At 56.2% G+C, this 15,850-nt stretch carries 13 protein-coding genes and 1 pseudogene; 3 read left to right on the top strand and 11 right to left on the bottom strand.

What is annotated here, in order from left to right:
- Nucleotides 1-24: 24 nt before the first annotated feature.
- From ACR02O_RS04920 to ACR02O_RS04890, 7 genes and pseudogenes are all read right to left on the bottom strand, one after another.
- Nucleotides 25-786, bottom strand: a complete 762-nt coding sequence (locus ACR02O_RS04920; protein WP_494522908.1) for an ABC transporter permease — start codon at nucleotides 784-786, stop codon at nucleotides 25-27.
- Nucleotides 783-1,727, bottom strand: a complete 945-nt coding sequence (locus tag ACR02O_RS04915) for an ABC transporter ATP-binding protein (RefSeq protein WP_494522907.1) — start codon at nucleotides 1,725-1,727, stop codon at nucleotides 783-785. Before ACR02O_RS04915 ends, ACR02O_RS04920 begins: the two co-directional genes overlap by 4 nt.
- An 86-nt stretch (nucleotides 1,728-1,813) precedes the next feature.
- Nucleotides 1,814-3,292, bottom strand: a complete 1,479-nt coding sequence (locus tag ACR02O_RS04910; RefSeq protein ID WP_494522906.1) for an efflux transporter outer membrane subunit — start codon at nucleotides 3,290-3,292, stop codon at nucleotides 1,814-1,816.
- A gap of 120 nt (nucleotides 3,293-3,412) precedes the next feature.
- Nucleotides 3,413-6,510, bottom strand: a pseudogene (locus ACR02O_RS04905) (efflux RND transporter permease subunit).
- A complete protein-coding gene (locus ACR02O_RS04900) occupies nucleotides 6,507-7,685 on the bottom strand; it encodes an efflux RND transporter periplasmic adaptor subunit (protein WP_494522905.1) in 1,179 nt (392 codons plus the stop codon). Before ACR02O_RS04900 ends, ACR02O_RS04905 begins: the two are co-directional and overlap by 4 nt.
- Before the next feature lie 140 nt (nucleotides 7,686-7,825).
- Complete coding sequence (locus tag ACR02O_RS04895; RefSeq protein ID WP_319962301.1) at nucleotides 7,826-8,284, bottom strand: PaaI family thioesterase; 459 nt, start codon at nucleotides 8,282-8,284, stop codon at nucleotides 7,826-7,828.
- A gap of 96 nt (nucleotides 8,285-8,380) precedes the next feature.
- Nucleotides 8,381-9,196 carry an oxidoreductase gene (locus ACR02O_RS04890; protein ID WP_494522904.1) on the bottom strand — a complete coding sequence of 272 codons (816 nt, stop codon included), beginning with the start codon at nucleotides 9,194-9,196 and terminating at the stop codon, nucleotides 8,381-8,383.
- A 101-nt stretch (nucleotides 9,197-9,297) separates the two neighbouring features.
- Here ACR02O_RS04890 and ACR02O_RS04885 point away from each other — a divergent pair, with 101 nt between their 5' ends.
- Together ACR02O_RS04885 and ACR02O_RS04880 are read left to right on the top strand one after the other, a co-directional pair.
- On the top strand, nucleotides 9,298-9,741 hold the full coding sequence (locus ACR02O_RS04885) for a winged helix-turn-helix transcriptional regulator (protein WP_033159379.1): 444 nt from the start codon (nucleotides 9,298-9,300) through the stop codon (nucleotides 9,739-9,741).
- 171 nt (nucleotides 9,742-9,912) lie between these two features.
- Nucleotides 9,913-10,638: a glutathione S-transferase family protein gene (locus ACR02O_RS04880; RefSeq protein ID WP_494522903.1), complete on the top strand. Its 726-nt coding sequence runs from the start codon at nucleotides 9,913-9,915 to the stop codon at nucleotides 10,636-10,638.
- On the opposite strand, the gene ACR02O_RS04875 is transcribed toward ACR02O_RS04880, so the two are convergent.
- Nucleotides 10,635-11,555 carry a LysR family transcriptional regulator gene (locus ACR02O_RS04875; protein WP_494522902.1) on the bottom strand — a complete coding sequence of 307 codons (921 nt, stop codon included), beginning with the start codon at nucleotides 11,553-11,555 and terminating at the stop codon, nucleotides 10,635-10,637. The genes ACR02O_RS04880 and ACR02O_RS04875 overlap by 4 nt on opposite strands.
- 303 nt (nucleotides 11,556-11,858) lie before the next feature.
- On the opposite strand from ACR02O_RS04875, the gene ACR02O_RS04870 reads away from it, so the two are divergent.
- Complete coding sequence (locus tag ACR02O_RS04870) at nucleotides 11,859-12,338, top strand: tautomerase family protein (RefSeq protein ID WP_494522901.1); 480 nt, start codon at nucleotides 11,859-11,861, stop codon at nucleotides 12,336-12,338.
- A 175-nt stretch (nucleotides 12,339-12,513) separates the two neighbouring features.
- Here ACR02O_RS04870 and pmbA read toward each other — a convergent pair whose 3' ends face one another.
- From pmbA to ACR02O_RS04855, 3 genes are read right to left on the bottom strand one after another with little or no spacing between them, the layout of a single operon-like run.
- Nucleotides 12,514-13,845 carry a metalloprotease PmbA gene (pmbA, locus tag ACR02O_RS04865; RefSeq protein WP_494522900.1) on the bottom strand — a complete coding sequence of 444 codons (1,332 nt, stop codon included), beginning with the start codon at nucleotides 13,843-13,845 and terminating at the stop codon, nucleotides 12,514-12,516.
- Between the two features lie 57 nt (nucleotides 13,846-13,902).
- Nucleotides 13,903-15,342 (bottom strand): metalloprotease TldD, encoded by a 1,440-nt coding sequence (gene tldD / locus ACR02O_RS04860; RefSeq protein ID WP_494522899.1) that lies wholly within the window; start codon nucleotides 15,340-15,342, stop codon nucleotides 13,903-13,905.
- Between the two features lie 43 nt (nucleotides 15,343-15,385).
- Entirely contained in the window at nucleotides 15,386-15,850 is a 465-nt protein-coding gene (locus ACR02O_RS04855) for a hypothetical protein (protein WP_033159385.1), read from the bottom strand.

The following is a 15,850-nucleotide window of genomic DNA, read 5'->3' as shown; positions in this document are numbered from 1 at the left end:
CTACCAAGCTACGTTGATTCAGACTTAATTTCTAATCTTGTACCCGGTCTTAAATACCCACCAGACAAAAATCAAACAGACGGTCAAAAAGCCAAAGGTCATGGCTATGCTCATGGCAACATCCACGTCGGCCATGCCGTAAAAGCTCCAGCGAAAGCCGCTGATCAGATACACCACCGGATTGAACAAGGTGACTTTCTGCCACAAAGGCGGCAGCATATTGATCGAATAGAACGCGCCACCCAGAAACGTCAGCGGCGTCACCACCAACATCGGCACCACCTGCAGCTTCTGAAAACTGTCGGCCCACAGGCCGATAATGAAACCGAACAGACTGAAGGTCACGGCAGTCAGCAGTAAAAAGCCGATCATCCACAGCGGATGGGCAATCTCGTAAGGCACGAACAAACGAGCTGTGCCCAAAATCAGCAAGCCCAGCAGCACCGACTTAGTCGCCGCCGCCCCCACATAACCCAGCAGCACTTCGATCCAGGATACCGGCGCCGACAGCAGTTCGTAAATCGTGCCGGCCCACTTGGGCATATAGATGCCGAAAGAAGCGTTGGAGATACTTTCGTTGAGCAAATTCAGCATCACCAATCCGGGGATGATAAAGGCCCCGTAACTAACACTATCGATGTCGCCCATCCGCGAACCGATGGCTTTACCGAAGACAATAAAGTACAGCGAGGTGGTCAGCACCGGCGCGGCGATGCTTTGCGCCAGCGTGCGAAAGGTGCGGGCCATTTCGAAGCGGTAAATGGCGCGAATGCCGTAGATGTTCATGATTGCGTCCCTTGTGATTGATGGACCAGGCTGACGAAAATGTCCTCCAGCGAGCTTTCACTGGAGCTGAGGTCTTTGAAATCGATACCGTGTTCGCTCAGCCGGCGTAGCAGCTCGGCAATACCTGTCTCCTCTTCCTGGGTATCGAAGCTGTAGACCAAGCGTTCGCCGTCTGCTGTCAGCGTCAACGCCCAGGCGTCAAGTTCGGCCGGGATCTCGGACATGGACTGGCGCAAGGTCAGCGTCAATTGCTTCTTGCCGAGTTTGCGCATCAGCACGGCTTTGTCTTCCACGATGATCAGTTCGCCTTTATTGATGACGCCGATGCGGTCCGCCATGTCTTCGGCTTCTTCGATGTAATGCGTAGTCAGAATGATGGTGGTGCCGTTGGCGCGCAGTTCGCGCACCATGCGCCACATGTCGTGGCGCAGTTCCACATCGACGCCCGCGCTCGGCTCATCCAGAAACAATATCGTCGGCTCATGCGCTAGCGCCTTGGCGATCAGCACCCGGCGTTTCATACCACCGGAAAGCGACATGATTTTCGCGTCGCGCTTGTCCCATAACGATAAATCCCGCAGCACTTTTTCTATATAAGCAGGGTTGGGCGGCTTGCCGAACAGGCCACGACTGAAACTGACCGTGGCCCACACCGACTCGAAGGCGTCGGTGTGCAATTCCTGCGGCACTAGGCCAATGGCGGCGCGCACGGCGCGGTAGTCTCGGACGGTGTCGTGGCCGTCGGCGATGATGCTACCGGCACTGGCGTTGACGATGCCGCAAATGACGCCGATTAACGTGGTTTTGCCGGCGCCATTGGCCCCGAGCAAAGCAAATATCTCGCCGCGCCGAATGTCCAGGTTGATGTTTTTCAAAGCCTGGAAACCGCCGGCATAGGTCTTGTTGACCCCGCGTATGGAAATAATAGGGTCGTTATTCATGGACAATTCGCGGTTAAGAGTTGGCGATAAGGTTTCGTCATGTGGTTTTCCTGTTTGCACAATTGCGATGAGTTTCGTTGATTTTGCTATTGCTTGTCGCGGCTAGCGATCGATTTATTGTCGATCCCACTCACCAATGAATCAACTGTCCAGCCGCCGCCAAACGCCCGGTACAACGATACCATCGCCACGCCGACCGCCGTTTCGGCTTTGGCGCGTTCGTCGCTCACAGACAGTTTGCTGCGTTGGGCATCCAAAACAGCCAAATAATTCCCTGCGCCGCGACTATACAAGGTATCTACAAGCCGGTAGGCTTTTTCCGCCGAGGCTTCCGCTTCGGTCAGTTTTCCTAAGCTATCGGTGGCGGAACGATGCGCGACGAAGGCGTTTTCCACGTCTTCCAATGCCAGCAAAAAGGTCTTTTCGTAATTGGCCGCGACTTGCTCCAGCCGGGCATCGGCGGCGGTAATCTGGGCGCGGATGCGACCGGCATTGAAGATGGGTGCGGAAAGACCCGAGCCCAGGGCATAAACGCTATCGGCCAGACTCGGGAAACCACCGACCGCCAGCGCGCCGACGCCGCCACTGGCCGACAAAACTATCTTGGGATAAAGGTCGGCCCGCGCCGAACCCAGGCTAGCCTCCGCCGCGCTGACTTCGGTTTGCGCCAGACGCAAATCGGGGCGTTGCGCCAACAAATCCGCCGGCAACAGCTTGGGCATGGCCGGCGCTTGCTTCGGCAACGGGCCGACAGCTGCTAAGCGGTTTCCCAGGCTTTCCGGCGGCTCGCCCAGCAATACCCCTAAGCGATGGATCAGGTTTTGCTCGGCGTTGACCAAACCCGGCAACGTCGCTTCGGTGCCCTGCAGCAAGGTTTGCTGACGGGCAAGGTCCGCCTCGTTAGCCAGCCCGGCTTTAACAAATGCCTGTAAAGTTCGCAAGCGTTCGCGCTGCAAGGCTATGTTGTTTTGCAGAATGCCGGTGCGTTGCTGCACGCCGCGCAGCTGCAGATAGTTGGTCGCCACCTGAGCCAACAGGCCGACTTGCGCGGCATGCAAGCCTTCTTGGCTGCCTTGAGCTTGCGCGGCGGCGGCTTCCGCTTCCAGATGCCGGCCGCCGAACAGGTCGATTTCCCAGCGCGCCGCCAGTCCGCCGCTGACGGCATCGGCGGTAGGCGTTATCAATTTGATGCCTTGCCCGCTCGGCACCCCGACGATGCGGTCGATGCGCTTTTCCCGACCACCGGACAGCGAGAAATCCAGGCTGGGATACAGCGCCGCTTCGGCGACGGTGACCATCGCGTTGGCTTCGCGGACCCGAGCGGTGGCGATCTTCAGATCGTGATTGGCGGCCAAGGCCTGGTCTATCAATTCATTCAGCAAGGGATCGTTGAATCCTTGCCACCAAGCCTTCAGGTCCGCCGCTTCGGTGGTTTGGGTGTTGGGCGCGTGTTGCCATGTTGCCGGGCTGTTGAGCGCTACTTGGTCGCCGACCCTGGTCGGGGTACAGGCGACTAGACTCGCCAAGCATAGAATGGTTAGCAGTGTTAAAACTCTATTTTTCATTGTAAAACTCCGTGGCGGCATAGCGCGGTATCCGCGAGGATTATCGTAAAAGTGGGGATTATTCCTTCTCCCCTTGGGAGAAGGTTAGGATGAGGGTATATAAAACAAAGCTTTATCCCCTCACCCCAGCCCTCTCCCGGTGGGAGAGGGAGCATTTATACTGAATCAGCCGGCGCACGCTCCACCCTAAACCACGCCGCATACAGCGCCGGCAGGAAGAACACCGTCAACGCTGTCGCCACCGTCAGACCACCCATGATGGCGATGGCCTGCGGGCCGAAGAAGTCGTTGCGCGACAAGGGTATCATCGCCAGGATGGCGGCCGCCGCGGTCAGCATGATCGGCCGGAAACGCCGCACCGTCGATTCGACGATGGCCGACCAGGTGTCGAGCCCCGATTTTTCGTCCTGATCGATCTGATCCACCAGAATCACCGAGTTGCGCATGATCATGCCGGCCAGCGCCAGAATGCCGAGCAGCGCCACAAAGCCGAACGGCGCTCCAAACAACAGCAAGGCGAAGGCGGCGCCGATCACGCCCAGCGGCGCGGTGCTGAACACCATGAACGTCCTGGACAGGTTCTGCAACTGCATCATCAACAAAATCAGCGTGACGATCAGCACCAGTGGAATCCAGATCAGGATCGACTTTTGCGCGTTCACTGCGTCTTCCTTGGAACCGCCGGTTTCGATGAAATAACCGACCGGCAGGCTATCCTGGATGGATTTAAGTTTCGGGACGATTTCCGCCGCCACGTCCGGGGCCATCTTGCCGTCGGCCACGTCGGCGCGTACCGAGATGGCCGGAAAGCGGTTGCGCCGCCAGCGCACGCCGTCCTCGAATACGGTCTCGAATTTGACGAACTGCGACAGCGCTACTGCCTTGCCATTGGCCGTACGCACCGCGACGTCCGGCAATTGGTCGGCGGCGCTGCGTAATTCGGGGCTGGCCCGCCAGACGATGTCGATCAATTTATCCTGTTCGCGCAATTGCCCGACCGGAATACCGGTGTAATGCGCCTGCAAGGCTTGCGACAAGCTAGCCGTCGACACGCCGAGGGCGCGGGCCTTGTCCTGATCCAACATCAGGCGGAACGACGGCATCCGATCATGCCAGTCATCGTTGACATCCACGGTGCCGGGATGGTCGCGCACGACCTCGGCCACCCGCTCGGCAATGGCGCGCACGATGTTGGGGTTTTCGCCGAGCACCCGGAACGCCAATGGATAATCCATCGGCGGCCCGACATTCAGGCGCTTCACCCGGCCGCGCACGTTCGGAAAATCCGTCTCCAGAATCTGCCGGACACGCTGCATCACCCGTTCGCGCGCCTGGTTATCCTTGGTCATCACCACCAGTTCGGCTAGATTGGTATTCGCCAATTGCTGCACGATCAACATGAAAAACCTCGGCGTGCCGCTGCCAACATAGCTGGCGACGTGTTCCACGTCTTCGTCCTTGGCTAATAGCGCTTCCATGCGTTTGGCGGCGGCTTCGGTTTGCTCGAAGGCACTGCCCTCCGGCAGCCAAAGATTGACGATGACTTCCGGCCGGTTGGACAGCGGGAAGAACTGTTCGGGAACGTGGGTTAAGGCCACGACACCGAGGCCAAACAAGCCCAGGGTGGCAATGATGACTTTCTTACGGTGCGCCACGCAGGCATCCACCCAGCGGCGCAAGCGGTTGTAGAACGGCGTATCGAACAGGTCGTGGATAGGGCCATTGGCGTTGGCATGCACCTTGAGGATCAAAAATCCCAAATACGGGGTGAACACCACCGCGCCTATCCAAGACAGTATTAACGATATGCCGACCACCTGAAAAATCGCCACGGTGTATTCGCCGGCCGAGGATTGCGCCAGGCCCACCGGCAGGAATCCGGCGATGGTGATCAAGGTGCCGGTCAGCATCGGAAAGGCGGTGGCCGTATAAGCATAGGTCGCGGCGCGCATCCGGTCCCAACCTTCTTCCAGCTTGCGGGCCATCATCTCGACGGCAATCATCGCGTCGTCCACCAGCAGGCCCAGCGCCAAAATCAACGCACCCAAGGAAATCCGTTGCAGATCAATACCGCACAGCAGCATGACCAATAAGGTGGCGGCCAGCACCAGCGGCACGGTCAGCGCCACCACGGAGCCGGTGCGCCAGCCCAGGCTCAAGAAGCTGACCACCAACACGGTAGCCAAGGCTTCGAAGAAGGTTTGGCCGAATTCCGCCATCTGGTTTTTAACCACATGGGCTTGATTGGCGACTGGCTCCACGTCCAGACCTAACGGCAATTCGTTTTTGATGACGGCCAGCGTGTCTTCCAAGTTTTTTCCCAGGGCGATGACGTTGCCTTTCTTGTTCATCGTCACGCCGAGGCCGAGCGCCGGTTTGCCGTTGAAACGCATCTTGAATTCGGCGGGATCGACATAGCCGCGCGTCACCTCGGCGAAATCTTTGACCTTGAAGGTGCGATTAGCGATGCGTACCGCCATATTGGCGACGCTGTCTTCCGAGTCGAACGAGCCGGTCAGGCGTATCGGCAGATTGCGTTGCGCGGAATATACCGTGCCGGCCGGGGCCATGGCGTTCTGTGCCTGCAAAGCCTGAGCAACCGCCGTCGTGTCCAAGCCCAGTTCGGCCAGCTTCTTGTCGGAAAACTCGACGAAAATCTTTTCGTCCTGTACACCGATCAGATCGACTTTCTCGACATCCTTGACCCGCAACAGCTGCTGGCGAACCGAATCGGCCGCCAGTTTCAGGTCGGCATAATTAAAACCTTCGCCGGAAAAGGCGTAGATCAGGCTATAGGTATCGCCGAATTCGTCGTTGAAAAACGGCCCTATGCTGCCGGGCGGCAAGGTCATGCGAATGTCGTCGACCTTCTTGCGTACCTGATACCAAAGCTCGGGGATCTCCTTGGGCGGCGTATCCTCGCGGGGCGTGATGAAAATCACCGATTCGCCGGGTTTGGAATAGCTGCGCAGATAATCCAGGTCGGGCAGCTCCTGGATTTTCTTTTCCAGCCTGTCGGTCAACTGCTGTTCGACTTCCAGCGCGGTGGCGCCGGGGTAAAGGGTTTTGACCACCATGATACGGAAGGTGAACGGCGGATCTTCCTGCTGGCCGAGCTTGAAATAAGCGAACAGGCCGCCGAGCACCACCAATGCCAGCATGAAGCCGGTGAAGGAGCGATGGTTAAGCACCCATTCGCTGAGGTTGAATGCTTTCATAGCTGTTCCTCTTTTGCAGCATGCTTAGCCGATGTATTTTCTTCCGGTAAGCGCACGGCCTGGCCCTCGGCCAGACGTTGGACGCCGGCGCTGACCAGCAATTGGCCAGCGGAGACGCCCTCGACGGCAATGCGTTCGCCGGGCTGCGTTTCACCCAAGCGAACCGGTACGGATTTGACGGTGGCGGTCTGCTCGTCGACCAACCAGACTAAAGGATGATCGGGTTGGATTTGCGGGGTATAGACGGCGGAAAGGGGGATAGCGATGCGGGAAGCGGTGTTCGCCGTTATATGAACGGTCGCCGTCATGCCCAATTGCGCGGCGTCCAGACCTTCCAGCAAGCTGGCCTTGACGCGGTAAGTACGGCTGGCCGGATCGGCGGCCGAGGCGATTTCGCGGATTCTGGCTTTGAGCAGCCGTTCGTCGTCTAACCACAACGAGACATCAACGGCTTGTTGGCTCTTAATTTCCGCCAGCCTATGCTCGGGCACGTCGAAGTGGATTTCCTTTTCGTCGAGCTGAGCCAGCGTAACCACGGCCTGGCCGGTAGTCAGTACCTGGCCGGCTTCGACAGCCAAGGCCGTGACCACGCCGTCGCGGTCGGCATGCAATTCGGTATAGCTCAGTTGGTTGTTCGCCTCGGCCAATTGCGCTTCCAGCGCCGCCGTCCGCTCCCGCGCCGTGGTGTAAGCCGTTTCGTGCCGTTCGAACTCAGGCTGACTGATGACTTGCTGGACCAACAATTCGCGGTATCTCGCCAAATCGTCGCGCAGGAAATTGCTGTCGGCCTGGGAGGAAGCCAGCTGAGCCTTAAGACCCTGCACGGCCAGGCGGTAATCGTTGCCGTCCAGTATCGCCAGCAGTTGGCCCTTGCGCACCGGGTCGCCGACATCCACTTTACGCTCCAGCAGTTTACCGGCCACCCGGAAGGATAAGGGCGTCTCGATTCTGGCCCTGACTTCCCCGGCAAAGCTTCTGGCACCGGCGACGGCGTTTTGCTCGATGCGAAACACCTTCACCGGGCGGACAACCGATTGTGTGGGTTTGTCCTGGCCGCTGCAGCCGACGTTCATCATAAGCGGCAACAACCCAGCCAGTAGCCAGCCTTTGTTGGTGAATCGGAATTGCGGCCGGTCAGGGGCAATCGGTGTAAACGGCGTATTTGGTTTCGGCATGTGGCTGCCTCCTTCGGTAAAAGGTTGGGTGATATTCGAAATAATTATTCGCTGCTGTTATTGATCAGGATGTCGGCGGCAACTTGGCATCGACGCCTGCACGGGAATTACGCTGCAATGGTTCGGCAAAGCAATGGCCATCAATTAGCCTCTCGCCCGAAAATCAATAATGTCGATGACGCCGAGGCATAGAGCTGGTCTTCTGCATCAATCAGACGGGCTTCGGCAAAAGCGACTCGCTTCCCTAACGACAAAACCCTACCTTCCGCTCTTACCAAGCCCGTGTGCTTGGTCATGGCCTGATGATAGGCAATTTTCAATTCCAAGGTGGTATAGGCCTGCTTTCCGGTTAATCTGGAATGAACGGCACAGCCGCAGGCGGAATCCAGCAAAGTGGCCGCATAGCCGCCGTGAACGGTGCCCAAGGGGTTATAAGCATGTTCGCCGGGTTTGCCGGCAAACACGGCTTTGCCTAGATCGACTTCCACCAGCTCGAAATCCAGCGACATCAACATTCCCGGCTTACGCTCAGAGGCCATCAGGGCGCGCAACTGGTTTAAGCCATTGAGCCCGGCGCCGGTTTTGGTCACAAGACTCATATCGCTACCGTTCCTTCCCGGAAATGCTTACTCGCGGCATACGCCACTGTCATGGCATTCTTAGATGAATAGATCATGTGCTTATCTTCCAATCATTCAGACTATCGGCAGCTGGTTAAACTGGCGCAAGCTCTTGTCCACCAAGGCTTCCGGCATGAAACGGCGCAGGAAACGCACTTGGGTTGCCTGTTTTCCGGCGGTATAGCGCCTTTTGGGACCCACGGCAGTCGCGGCTTTCAACACCGTGTCGGCGACCACCTGCGGAGCGTCGCCTGCATTCACCCCATTCCGCATCATCACTTCCATGCTGGCACGCACCGAGTCGTAGACGGCCAGTGGTTGATCGGGCTTGGTTAGGCTGGCTTCGAACGCGGTGCGGGTATATCCCGGTTCAACCAATACCACCCGGATGCCGAAGCTGCGCAGTTCGTGGTCCAGCGATTCGGAATAGCCTTCGACCGCATGCTTGGTCGCGGCATACAGCGCGTTGTAAGGCGCTGGGATAAAACCAAGGGCGGAGCTGATATTGACGATTCTGCCTTTCCCTTGGTTGCGCATGGCCGGCAACACGGCATTGGTCACGCGAGTAATGCCGAACACGTTGACGTCGAACAAAGCCTGGGCTTGCGCGGTGGACGATTCTTCCGCGCCTCCTAGCAAGCCGACGCCGGCATTGTTGACCAGCAGATCGATGCGTCCGGCCTGTTTCAAGACCTCGGCTACCGTGTTGTTTACCGAGGCTTCATCGGTGACGTCGCAGTTCAGCATGGTGATGCCGTCGACGCTTGCAGCTGCCTTGCGGCTGGTGCCGAATACGCGGTAACCCGCGCGTTGCAGGGCCCTGGCCGTTACCAACCCAATGCCAGAGGATGCACCGGTGATCAAGGCTACGGCTTGGTCTTTATTGTTCATATCAAGTCTCCCGTGAGGTGGATTGTCTATCGCTTAAGTGTTACTATCATTTTGAAATCAATGTTACTATCAATTTAATATTAAGTCACTACTAAAAACGTATGAACGATAAAAATATTTGTGCTGATCCTTGCCCTATCGCGCGCAGCCTGGCTTTTCTCGGAGACGCCTGGAGTCTATTGATTCTGCGGGACGCGCATTTTGGCCTGACGCGCTTCGACCAGTTTCGGAAAAGCCTGGGTATCGCGCCGACGATGTTGACCCGGCGCTTGGCGACGCTGACAGAGGAAGGCATCTTGGAAAAGCGGCTTTACTCGGAGCGTCCGCCGCGCGAAGAGTATGTGTTGACGGCCGCCGGCCGCGATTTTCTGCCGGTGTTGATCATGATAGGTGCATGGGGTAGCCAACACCGTAGTGGCGGCAAACTGGTGTATATCGAGGACGCCGAAACCGGGCAGGCAATTAAACCGGTGGCCATCGACGAGGTGACGGGTGCAAAGATCGGTTCACGACCGATTCGCTTTGTGTTGCCGGATGTGGGCTAATTTTTGGCCCATTTCTGCGTATAGACCAACCGCATGTCAAGAGCCGGATTCAGCCAAACACTGCATGGTACTATTCGATCACGACACCGTTTGTTTTATAGAGGATGCAATGGCCAGCTATTTCTAAGGAGCATGTCGCCAGTGTTTACAGAGACATAAACAAAGTTCCGCATGATTACGTTGTATCAATTTCCCAGAGCCTGGAACATCCCCAATCCAGGCCAGTTTTGCGTAAAGCTGGAAACCTATCTGCGCATGGCCGGCATCGAGTATCGGATCGCTGAAACCCTGCCGCTTTATGCCCCATTGGGCAAACTACCTTTTATAGAAGACAACGGCCAAAAGCTTGCCGATAGCCGGATGATTATTCGCTATCTGCAACAGCATTACGGCGATAGCCTGGATGGGCATCTGTCGGCCGAGCAAAGAGCCCAAGCTCAGGCCTGGCAACGCTTGTTGGAAGAACATTTGTATTGGGTGTGCATGTATAGCCGCTGGCAATACGGAGCGGAGAATTGGCAGATCAATAAGCAGGCGATCTTTCAAGGTTTATCGCAACCCATGATGGACATAGTTGCCGCAATCTATAAGCGGCGGATTCGGGGACAACTACGCGGCCATGGCATTGGCCGACTAGCCGCTGCCGACATTTTCGAATTGGGCCGGCGCGATGTGGCGGCTATTTCCGCCGCGCTTCACGGCAAGGCGTTTTTGTTGGGAGACCGGCCCAGCAGTATCGATGCCTCGGCCTTCGGCGTATTGATCAACCTATTGGCCTGCCCGGTCAGTTCGCCCGTCAAGGATTACGCCTTAACGCAATCGTCGTTAGTCGATTACTGCCGGCGCATGCAGCTGCGTTATTTCCCCGAGCTGGGCGAACCGAAGTTTGGCGATTAATGGTCCAGCGTGGCGCAAGCGGCGCGAATTTCATCACGCAGCCAGCGGTTGGCGAGGTCCTGGTCTTGCAGCGGATGCCAGACCATGACCGTGTCGTAATGCGGTAAATCCAGCGGCAAGGGCACCCATTGCAATGGCAAGTTCCGGACGAATTGCTCGGCCGTTCGTTTGGGAAAAGCCATGACCATGTCCGTTTGTGCCACGATCAACGATGCGGACAGAAAATGCGACACGGTCAGCGCCACACGCCGCTCGCGACCGTGTTCCGCCAACCAGGCGTCTACTTGCCCCATACCGGCCCCGGTTCTGGATAGCAGAATATGCGGCAGGTCGATATAGTCTTCCAGCGTCAATGCCGCATTCACTCGCGGGTGGCCTATGCGGGCCACGCAGACCATGAAATCGTCGAACAGGCGTTCACGAAGTAGATGCTTGGGCGGATTCAACATCACTTCAAAACCCAGTATCAGGTCTATCTCGCTTTGCTCCAAGGCATTAATAGGAAAGCGGCTGCTGGTACGTTTGAAATGAATATCTACGCCGGGCGCCTGGCGGGCGATGCGCGGCGCCAGTATCGGCAACAGCAAGGCTTCCACGTAATCCGTTGCTGCAATGGTAAAAGCGCGCCGGCAGATGGCGGAATCGAACGGCGCCGGCGCGCGAATCAAGTTTTCCACCTCTTTAAGTACCGCCGCTACGGGAGCCACCAGGGACAAGGCGCGTAGCGTCGGTGTCATACCCTCCGGGGTTTTCACCAGCAACGGGTCTTCCAATTGTTGCCGCAAGCGTTGCAGCACGTGGCTCATTGCCGATTGGCTAATGAACATTTTTTCCGCCGCCCTCGATACATTGCGTTCCTTCATCAGCAGATCGAAGGCGATCAATAGATTCAAATCAAACGTTCTTAAGTCGGCCATGGCTGGGTTTCCAGAATGTAAACGCGGGCTATGTTACCGAAAATGCCTGGGGCGTTTGGCATCAATTATTTTCATAGGCGCATGAATACAAAGCATTTTACCGTTTGCCTCCTCAGGCATAGATTTACCGCCGACGCAGCCGCCGGCGCTTAGATCCCACCAAGGAATTTGCAAGTTAACGCGGTAGCGCGTCGCCTGACTCTCAATCGTGCATCAAGCGCCGGATTTTGGCGGGATGCTGATTGAGAAAAACAAGGTGGTCAGTGGATCACCAAAACTTACTCAATTATCAGGAGAATCATCATGCCTTTGTGGAAAGTCTATCATCCCAGCGGAGCCTTCAGCGCAGAAGACAAACAGGAACTGGCTGAACAAATCACCAACGTCTATGCGGCGGTGCCAATCCCACGATTTTATGCGGTGGTCATTTTCGAAGAAGTGGTTAAAGGCAATTGTTTTGTCGGTGGCGTGCGGAATGACAAGTTTATTCGCTTTAAGGTTGACCAAATCGCCCGGACATTGCCGGGTCCTGTCATACGAGAATGGTGGATGCGAACGCTTGACGACGTGATTGCGCCTTTTGTCAAAGAGCGCGGTTTCGATTGGGAAATTTCGATTGACGAAACCCCGTTCGATCTTTGGTCGTTACAGGGCGAATTGCCGCCGCCTTTCGAATCGATAGCGGAAAAGCGCTGGGTTGCGGAAAATAAGGCTAGCCCTTATACCTACCAAGAAAAACTCCCCGCAGGCCACTTTTTACTGACCCCTGGCGTAACGGGTTGATTGACTATTAACCCGGCCCTACTTATCACGGGTATTCCGTTCGGGCTGAGCGGAAGCCCTGGCTGGAATGCCTTTCGACAGGGCAAACAGGATTTAAGGGCCGGGTTAATAATGCCGAAGTCGTCTGAGACGCTTAGACTTATATTAGCGGCTGAACAGACAACCCAGAAGGCATTTACTCGCCCGCAATCGCCATCTGTTCCAGCAAAATCGAGCCAACCCGGATATTACCGCGCAAATCCACATCGTTGCCGATGGCGACGATGTTGCGCAGCATGGACTTTAAATTACCGGCAATCGTGATTTCCTGTACCGGGTATTGAATGACACCGTTTTCCACCCAAAAGCCGGACGCGCCGCGCGAATAGTCACCTGTCACCCGGTTCACGCCCTGCCCCATCAATTCGGTGACCAACAAACCGGTATCCAACAATTTCAGCATGCCGGCAAAATCGTTGCTGCCGGGTTCGACGGTCAGATTGTGCACGCCGCCGGCGTTACCGGTGGTTTGCATGCCCAACTTGCGGGCCGAGTAGGTGCTGAGCACGTACGATCTTAAAATACCGTCGCTGACAATATCCCTGGCCTTAGTCGCGACACCTTCCGAGTCGTAACTGGCGCTGCCCAGCGCACCGCGTAGGAAGGGTTGCTCATGAATGCGCACGAAATCCGGCAAAATTTGCGTATCCAGCGTATCCAGCAAAAACGAAGATTTGCGATATAAACTGCCGCCACTGATCGCGCCTATCAGCGCCCCGATCAAACCGGACGCCATTTCCGATGCAAACAATACCGGACATTGGCGCGTACTCAGACTACGGGCGTTCAAGCGGGCTATGGTACGTTGCGCGGTTTTTTCGCCGACGTGTCTAGCCGATTCCAGAGCAGCCGCATCACGCGCCACGCTGTACCAATAATCGCGCTGCATCGCGTCGCCGCTGCCGGCCAGCACCGAACAACTTAGAGAATGCCGGCTGGATTGGTAACCTTGCAAAAAGCCCAGCGAATTGCCGAATACCCGGGTGCCTTGATGCGTATTGACCGACGCGCCTTCGGAGTTGCTTATCGCTTTATCGTAGCCGCGGGCGATGTTTTCGCATTCGATGGCGATATTGATGGCTTGCTCGGCGTTAATATCCCAGGGATGGTTCAGATCCAGATCCGGAAATTCGGTTGCCAATAACTCGGCATCCGGTAAGCCGGAATAGGCGTCGTCGCTGGCGTAACGGGCGATACTGCAAGCGGCCTTGACGGTTTCCTTCAAGGAATCACTGGAAATATCGTTGGTACTGGCCGAGCCCTTTTTCTGGCCGAAATAGACGGTAACCCCTATGCCTTGATCGCAGTGATACTCGACGGTTTCTACTTCCCCTAGCCGCGCCGACACCGACAGCCCGTTGTCTACGCTGAACGCCGCTTCGGCGCCACTGGCTCCTTGTTGTTTGGCTTCGTCCAATAACTGTTGAACGACATTTTTTAAGCGATTAATTTCTTCCTGATTTTGCACGGTAAGTCTCTTAGAATTCGATTGCAGGTGTGGGCCGAGGCCGAACGGCCCGAGGCATTAAACGCTGGTACCGCCGACGGTTAGACCATCGATTTTCAAGGTGGGCTGACCGACGCCGACCGGTACGCTTTGCCCGTCCTTGCCGCAAGTGCCGACACCGCTATCCAGGGCCATGTCGTTGCCGACCATTGATACTTTGGTCAACACGTCCGGACCATTACCAATTAGCGTGGCACCTTTCACTGGGCGGGTAATTTTGCCGTCTTCGATCAAGTAGGCCTCGCTGGTGGAAAACACGAATTTGCCGGAGGTAATATCCACCTGGCCGCCGCCAAAGTTACGGGCGTACAAGCCTTTCTTAACAGAGCGGATAATTTCCTCCGGATCGCTGCTGCCCGGCAGCATGTAGGTATTGGTCATGCGCGGCATCGGCAAATGCGCATACGATTCACGGCGACCGTTGCCGGTAGGCTTGACGCCCATCAAGCGCGCATTGAGTTTGTCCTGCATATAGCCTTTCAAAATACCTTTTTCGATGAGCACGGTGTTCTCGGTGGGCGTACCTTCGTCGTCGATATTCAAAGAACCGCGCCGACCAACCAAAGTGCCGTCATCCACCACGGTGCATAAATCCGAAGCCACCCGCTCGCCGACTCGGCCACTAAATGCTGAAGTGCCTTTGCGGTTGAAGTCGCCTTCCAAACCGTGGCCGATGGCCTCGTGCAACAAAATCCCCGGCCAGCCCGGCCCCAACACCACGGTCATATTGCCGGCCGGTGCTTCCTGGGCCTGCAAATTAACCTGGGCCAAACGCACCGCTTCGCGGCCGTATTCGAAAGCCCGGTCATTTTCCAGAAAAAAGCTGTAATCGCTGCGCCCGCCGCCGCCCATGCTGCCCTGCTCGCGGCGACCGTTTTCGACCATAATCACCGTCACGTTCATCCGCACCAAGGGCCGCACATCGGCCGCCAACGAGCCATCCTGATTGGCAATCAGCACGCTGTCATAAGCCGCAATCAGACTGACCATCACTTCTTCGATACGACTGTCCAACTTGCGGGTTTCGCTATCGACACGTTTTAACAAGTCGATTTTTGCCTGATCGTCCAGCGACTTTAAGGGATTGACCGGTTGGTATAACTGCGGCCAACTCTTGGCGACTTCGATCTGGCGCCGCGCCTGCTGACCGTGTCTGACAATGGCTTTGACGTTATTGGCGGCCTCCAGCAGAATCGGCAATTCGATGCGGTCGCTGTAAGCAAAGCCGGTCTTATCGCCGCTCACCACACGTACCCCGGCGCCGTGTTCTATGGAATGACTACCTTCCTTGATGATGCCGCCCTCCATGGACCAGGACTCGAAATGGCTGGACTGAAAATAAATATCGGCGGCGTCGACCGGCGCACTGAGCAGCGCCGCCATCACTCGGTCTACGTCCTGGGTTTGCAGGCCGTTGCCTGCAAGAATGGATTGGGTAACTTGTTCTAGTAATGGCATAAGAAAATTAAAAATAAAACGGTTTCGTCAACGGTGCACGCCATCACATCACGAAAAATGACGCGATATAAGCAACAGCCACGGCAGTAAAAGCGATAGTCACCTTGTCCCTTATCGTCAGCGACAGCCAATATAACTCTAATTCGGTCTTCCGCCGTACCCAGGTATTCAAAAGCATTTGCTTAAAAGAGGCCCAAAGCCGGGGAACTAATTTCGAAAGTCGATAAAAACCGAACCACGCAATGGTGACCAAAATATAAAACGTTACCACCTGGCTACCGTGGCGGTCGGACTCGAATAGATACTCGATGATTTCACCGACATCCAAAACGTGGAATACCAATTCGACGGCTTCTTCAATACCTAATTCGACATACTCGAAGGCCACATGAAATCCTTCGAACACCAGATGCATCAATTCACCCAGCAGCTCCAGCGTCACATCGTACATGACGATAGCGAGTACCACAAAACCGACGATGATCAAGTCGAGATTCTTTCTAATCAT

The sequence above is a fragment of the Methylomonas sp. PHL2-19 genome, assembly GCF_059331595.1.
The sequence above is the reverse complement of the archived record's forward strand: the minus strand, read 5'-3'. Positions and strand labels throughout refer to the sequence as shown.

Excerpts from the sequence above, each read along its gene's own strand:
- ACR02O_RS04900 (WP_494522905.1), bottom strand. The coding sequence starts at position 7,685 with ATGCCGAAACCAAATACGCCGTTTACACCGATTGCCCCTGACCGGCCG.
- ACR02O_RS04915 (WP_494522907.1), bottom strand. The coding sequence starts at position 1,727 with ATGAATAACGACCCTATTATTTCCATACGCGGGGTCAACAAGACCTAT.
- ACR02O_RS04870 (WP_494522901.1), top strand. The coding sequence starts at position 11,859 with ATGCCTTTGTGGAAAGTCTATCATCCCAGCGGAGCCTTCAGCGCAGAA.
- ACR02O_RS04890 (WP_494522904.1), bottom strand. The coding sequence starts at position 9,196 with ATGAACAATAAAGACCAAGCCGTAGCCTTGATCACCGGTGCATCCTCT.
- ACR02O_RS04920 (WP_494522908.1), bottom strand. The coding sequence starts at position 786 with ATGAACATCTACGGCATTCGCGCCATTTACCGCTTCGAAATGGCCCGC.
- ACR02O_RS04910 (WP_494522906.1), bottom strand. The coding sequence starts at position 3,292 with ATGAAAAATAGAGTTTTAACACTGCTAACCATTCTATGCTTGGCGAGT.
- ACR02O_RS04895 (WP_319962301.1), bottom strand. The coding sequence starts at position 8,284 with ATGAGTCTTGTGACCAAAACCGGCGCCGGGCTCAATGGCTTAAACCAG.
- ACR02O_RS04885 (WP_033159379.1), top strand. The coding sequence starts at position 9,298 with ATGAACGATAAAAATATTTGTGCTGATCCTTGCCCTATCGCGCGCAGC.
- ACR02O_RS04855 (WP_033159385.1), bottom strand. The coding sequence starts at position 15,850 with ATGATTAGAAAGAATCTCGACTTGATCATCGTCGGTTTTGTGGTACTC.
- ACR02O_RS04880 (WP_494522903.1), top strand. The coding sequence starts at position 9,913 with ATGATTACGTTGTATCAATTTCCCAGAGCCTGGAACATCCCCAATCCA.
- ACR02O_RS04875 (WP_494522902.1), bottom strand. The coding sequence starts at position 11,555 with ATGGCCGACTTAAGAACGTTTGATTTGAATCTATTGATCGCCTTCGAT.
- tldD (WP_494522899.1), bottom strand. The coding sequence starts at position 15,342 with ATGCCATTACTAGAACAAGTTACCCAATCCATTCTTGCAGGCAACGGC.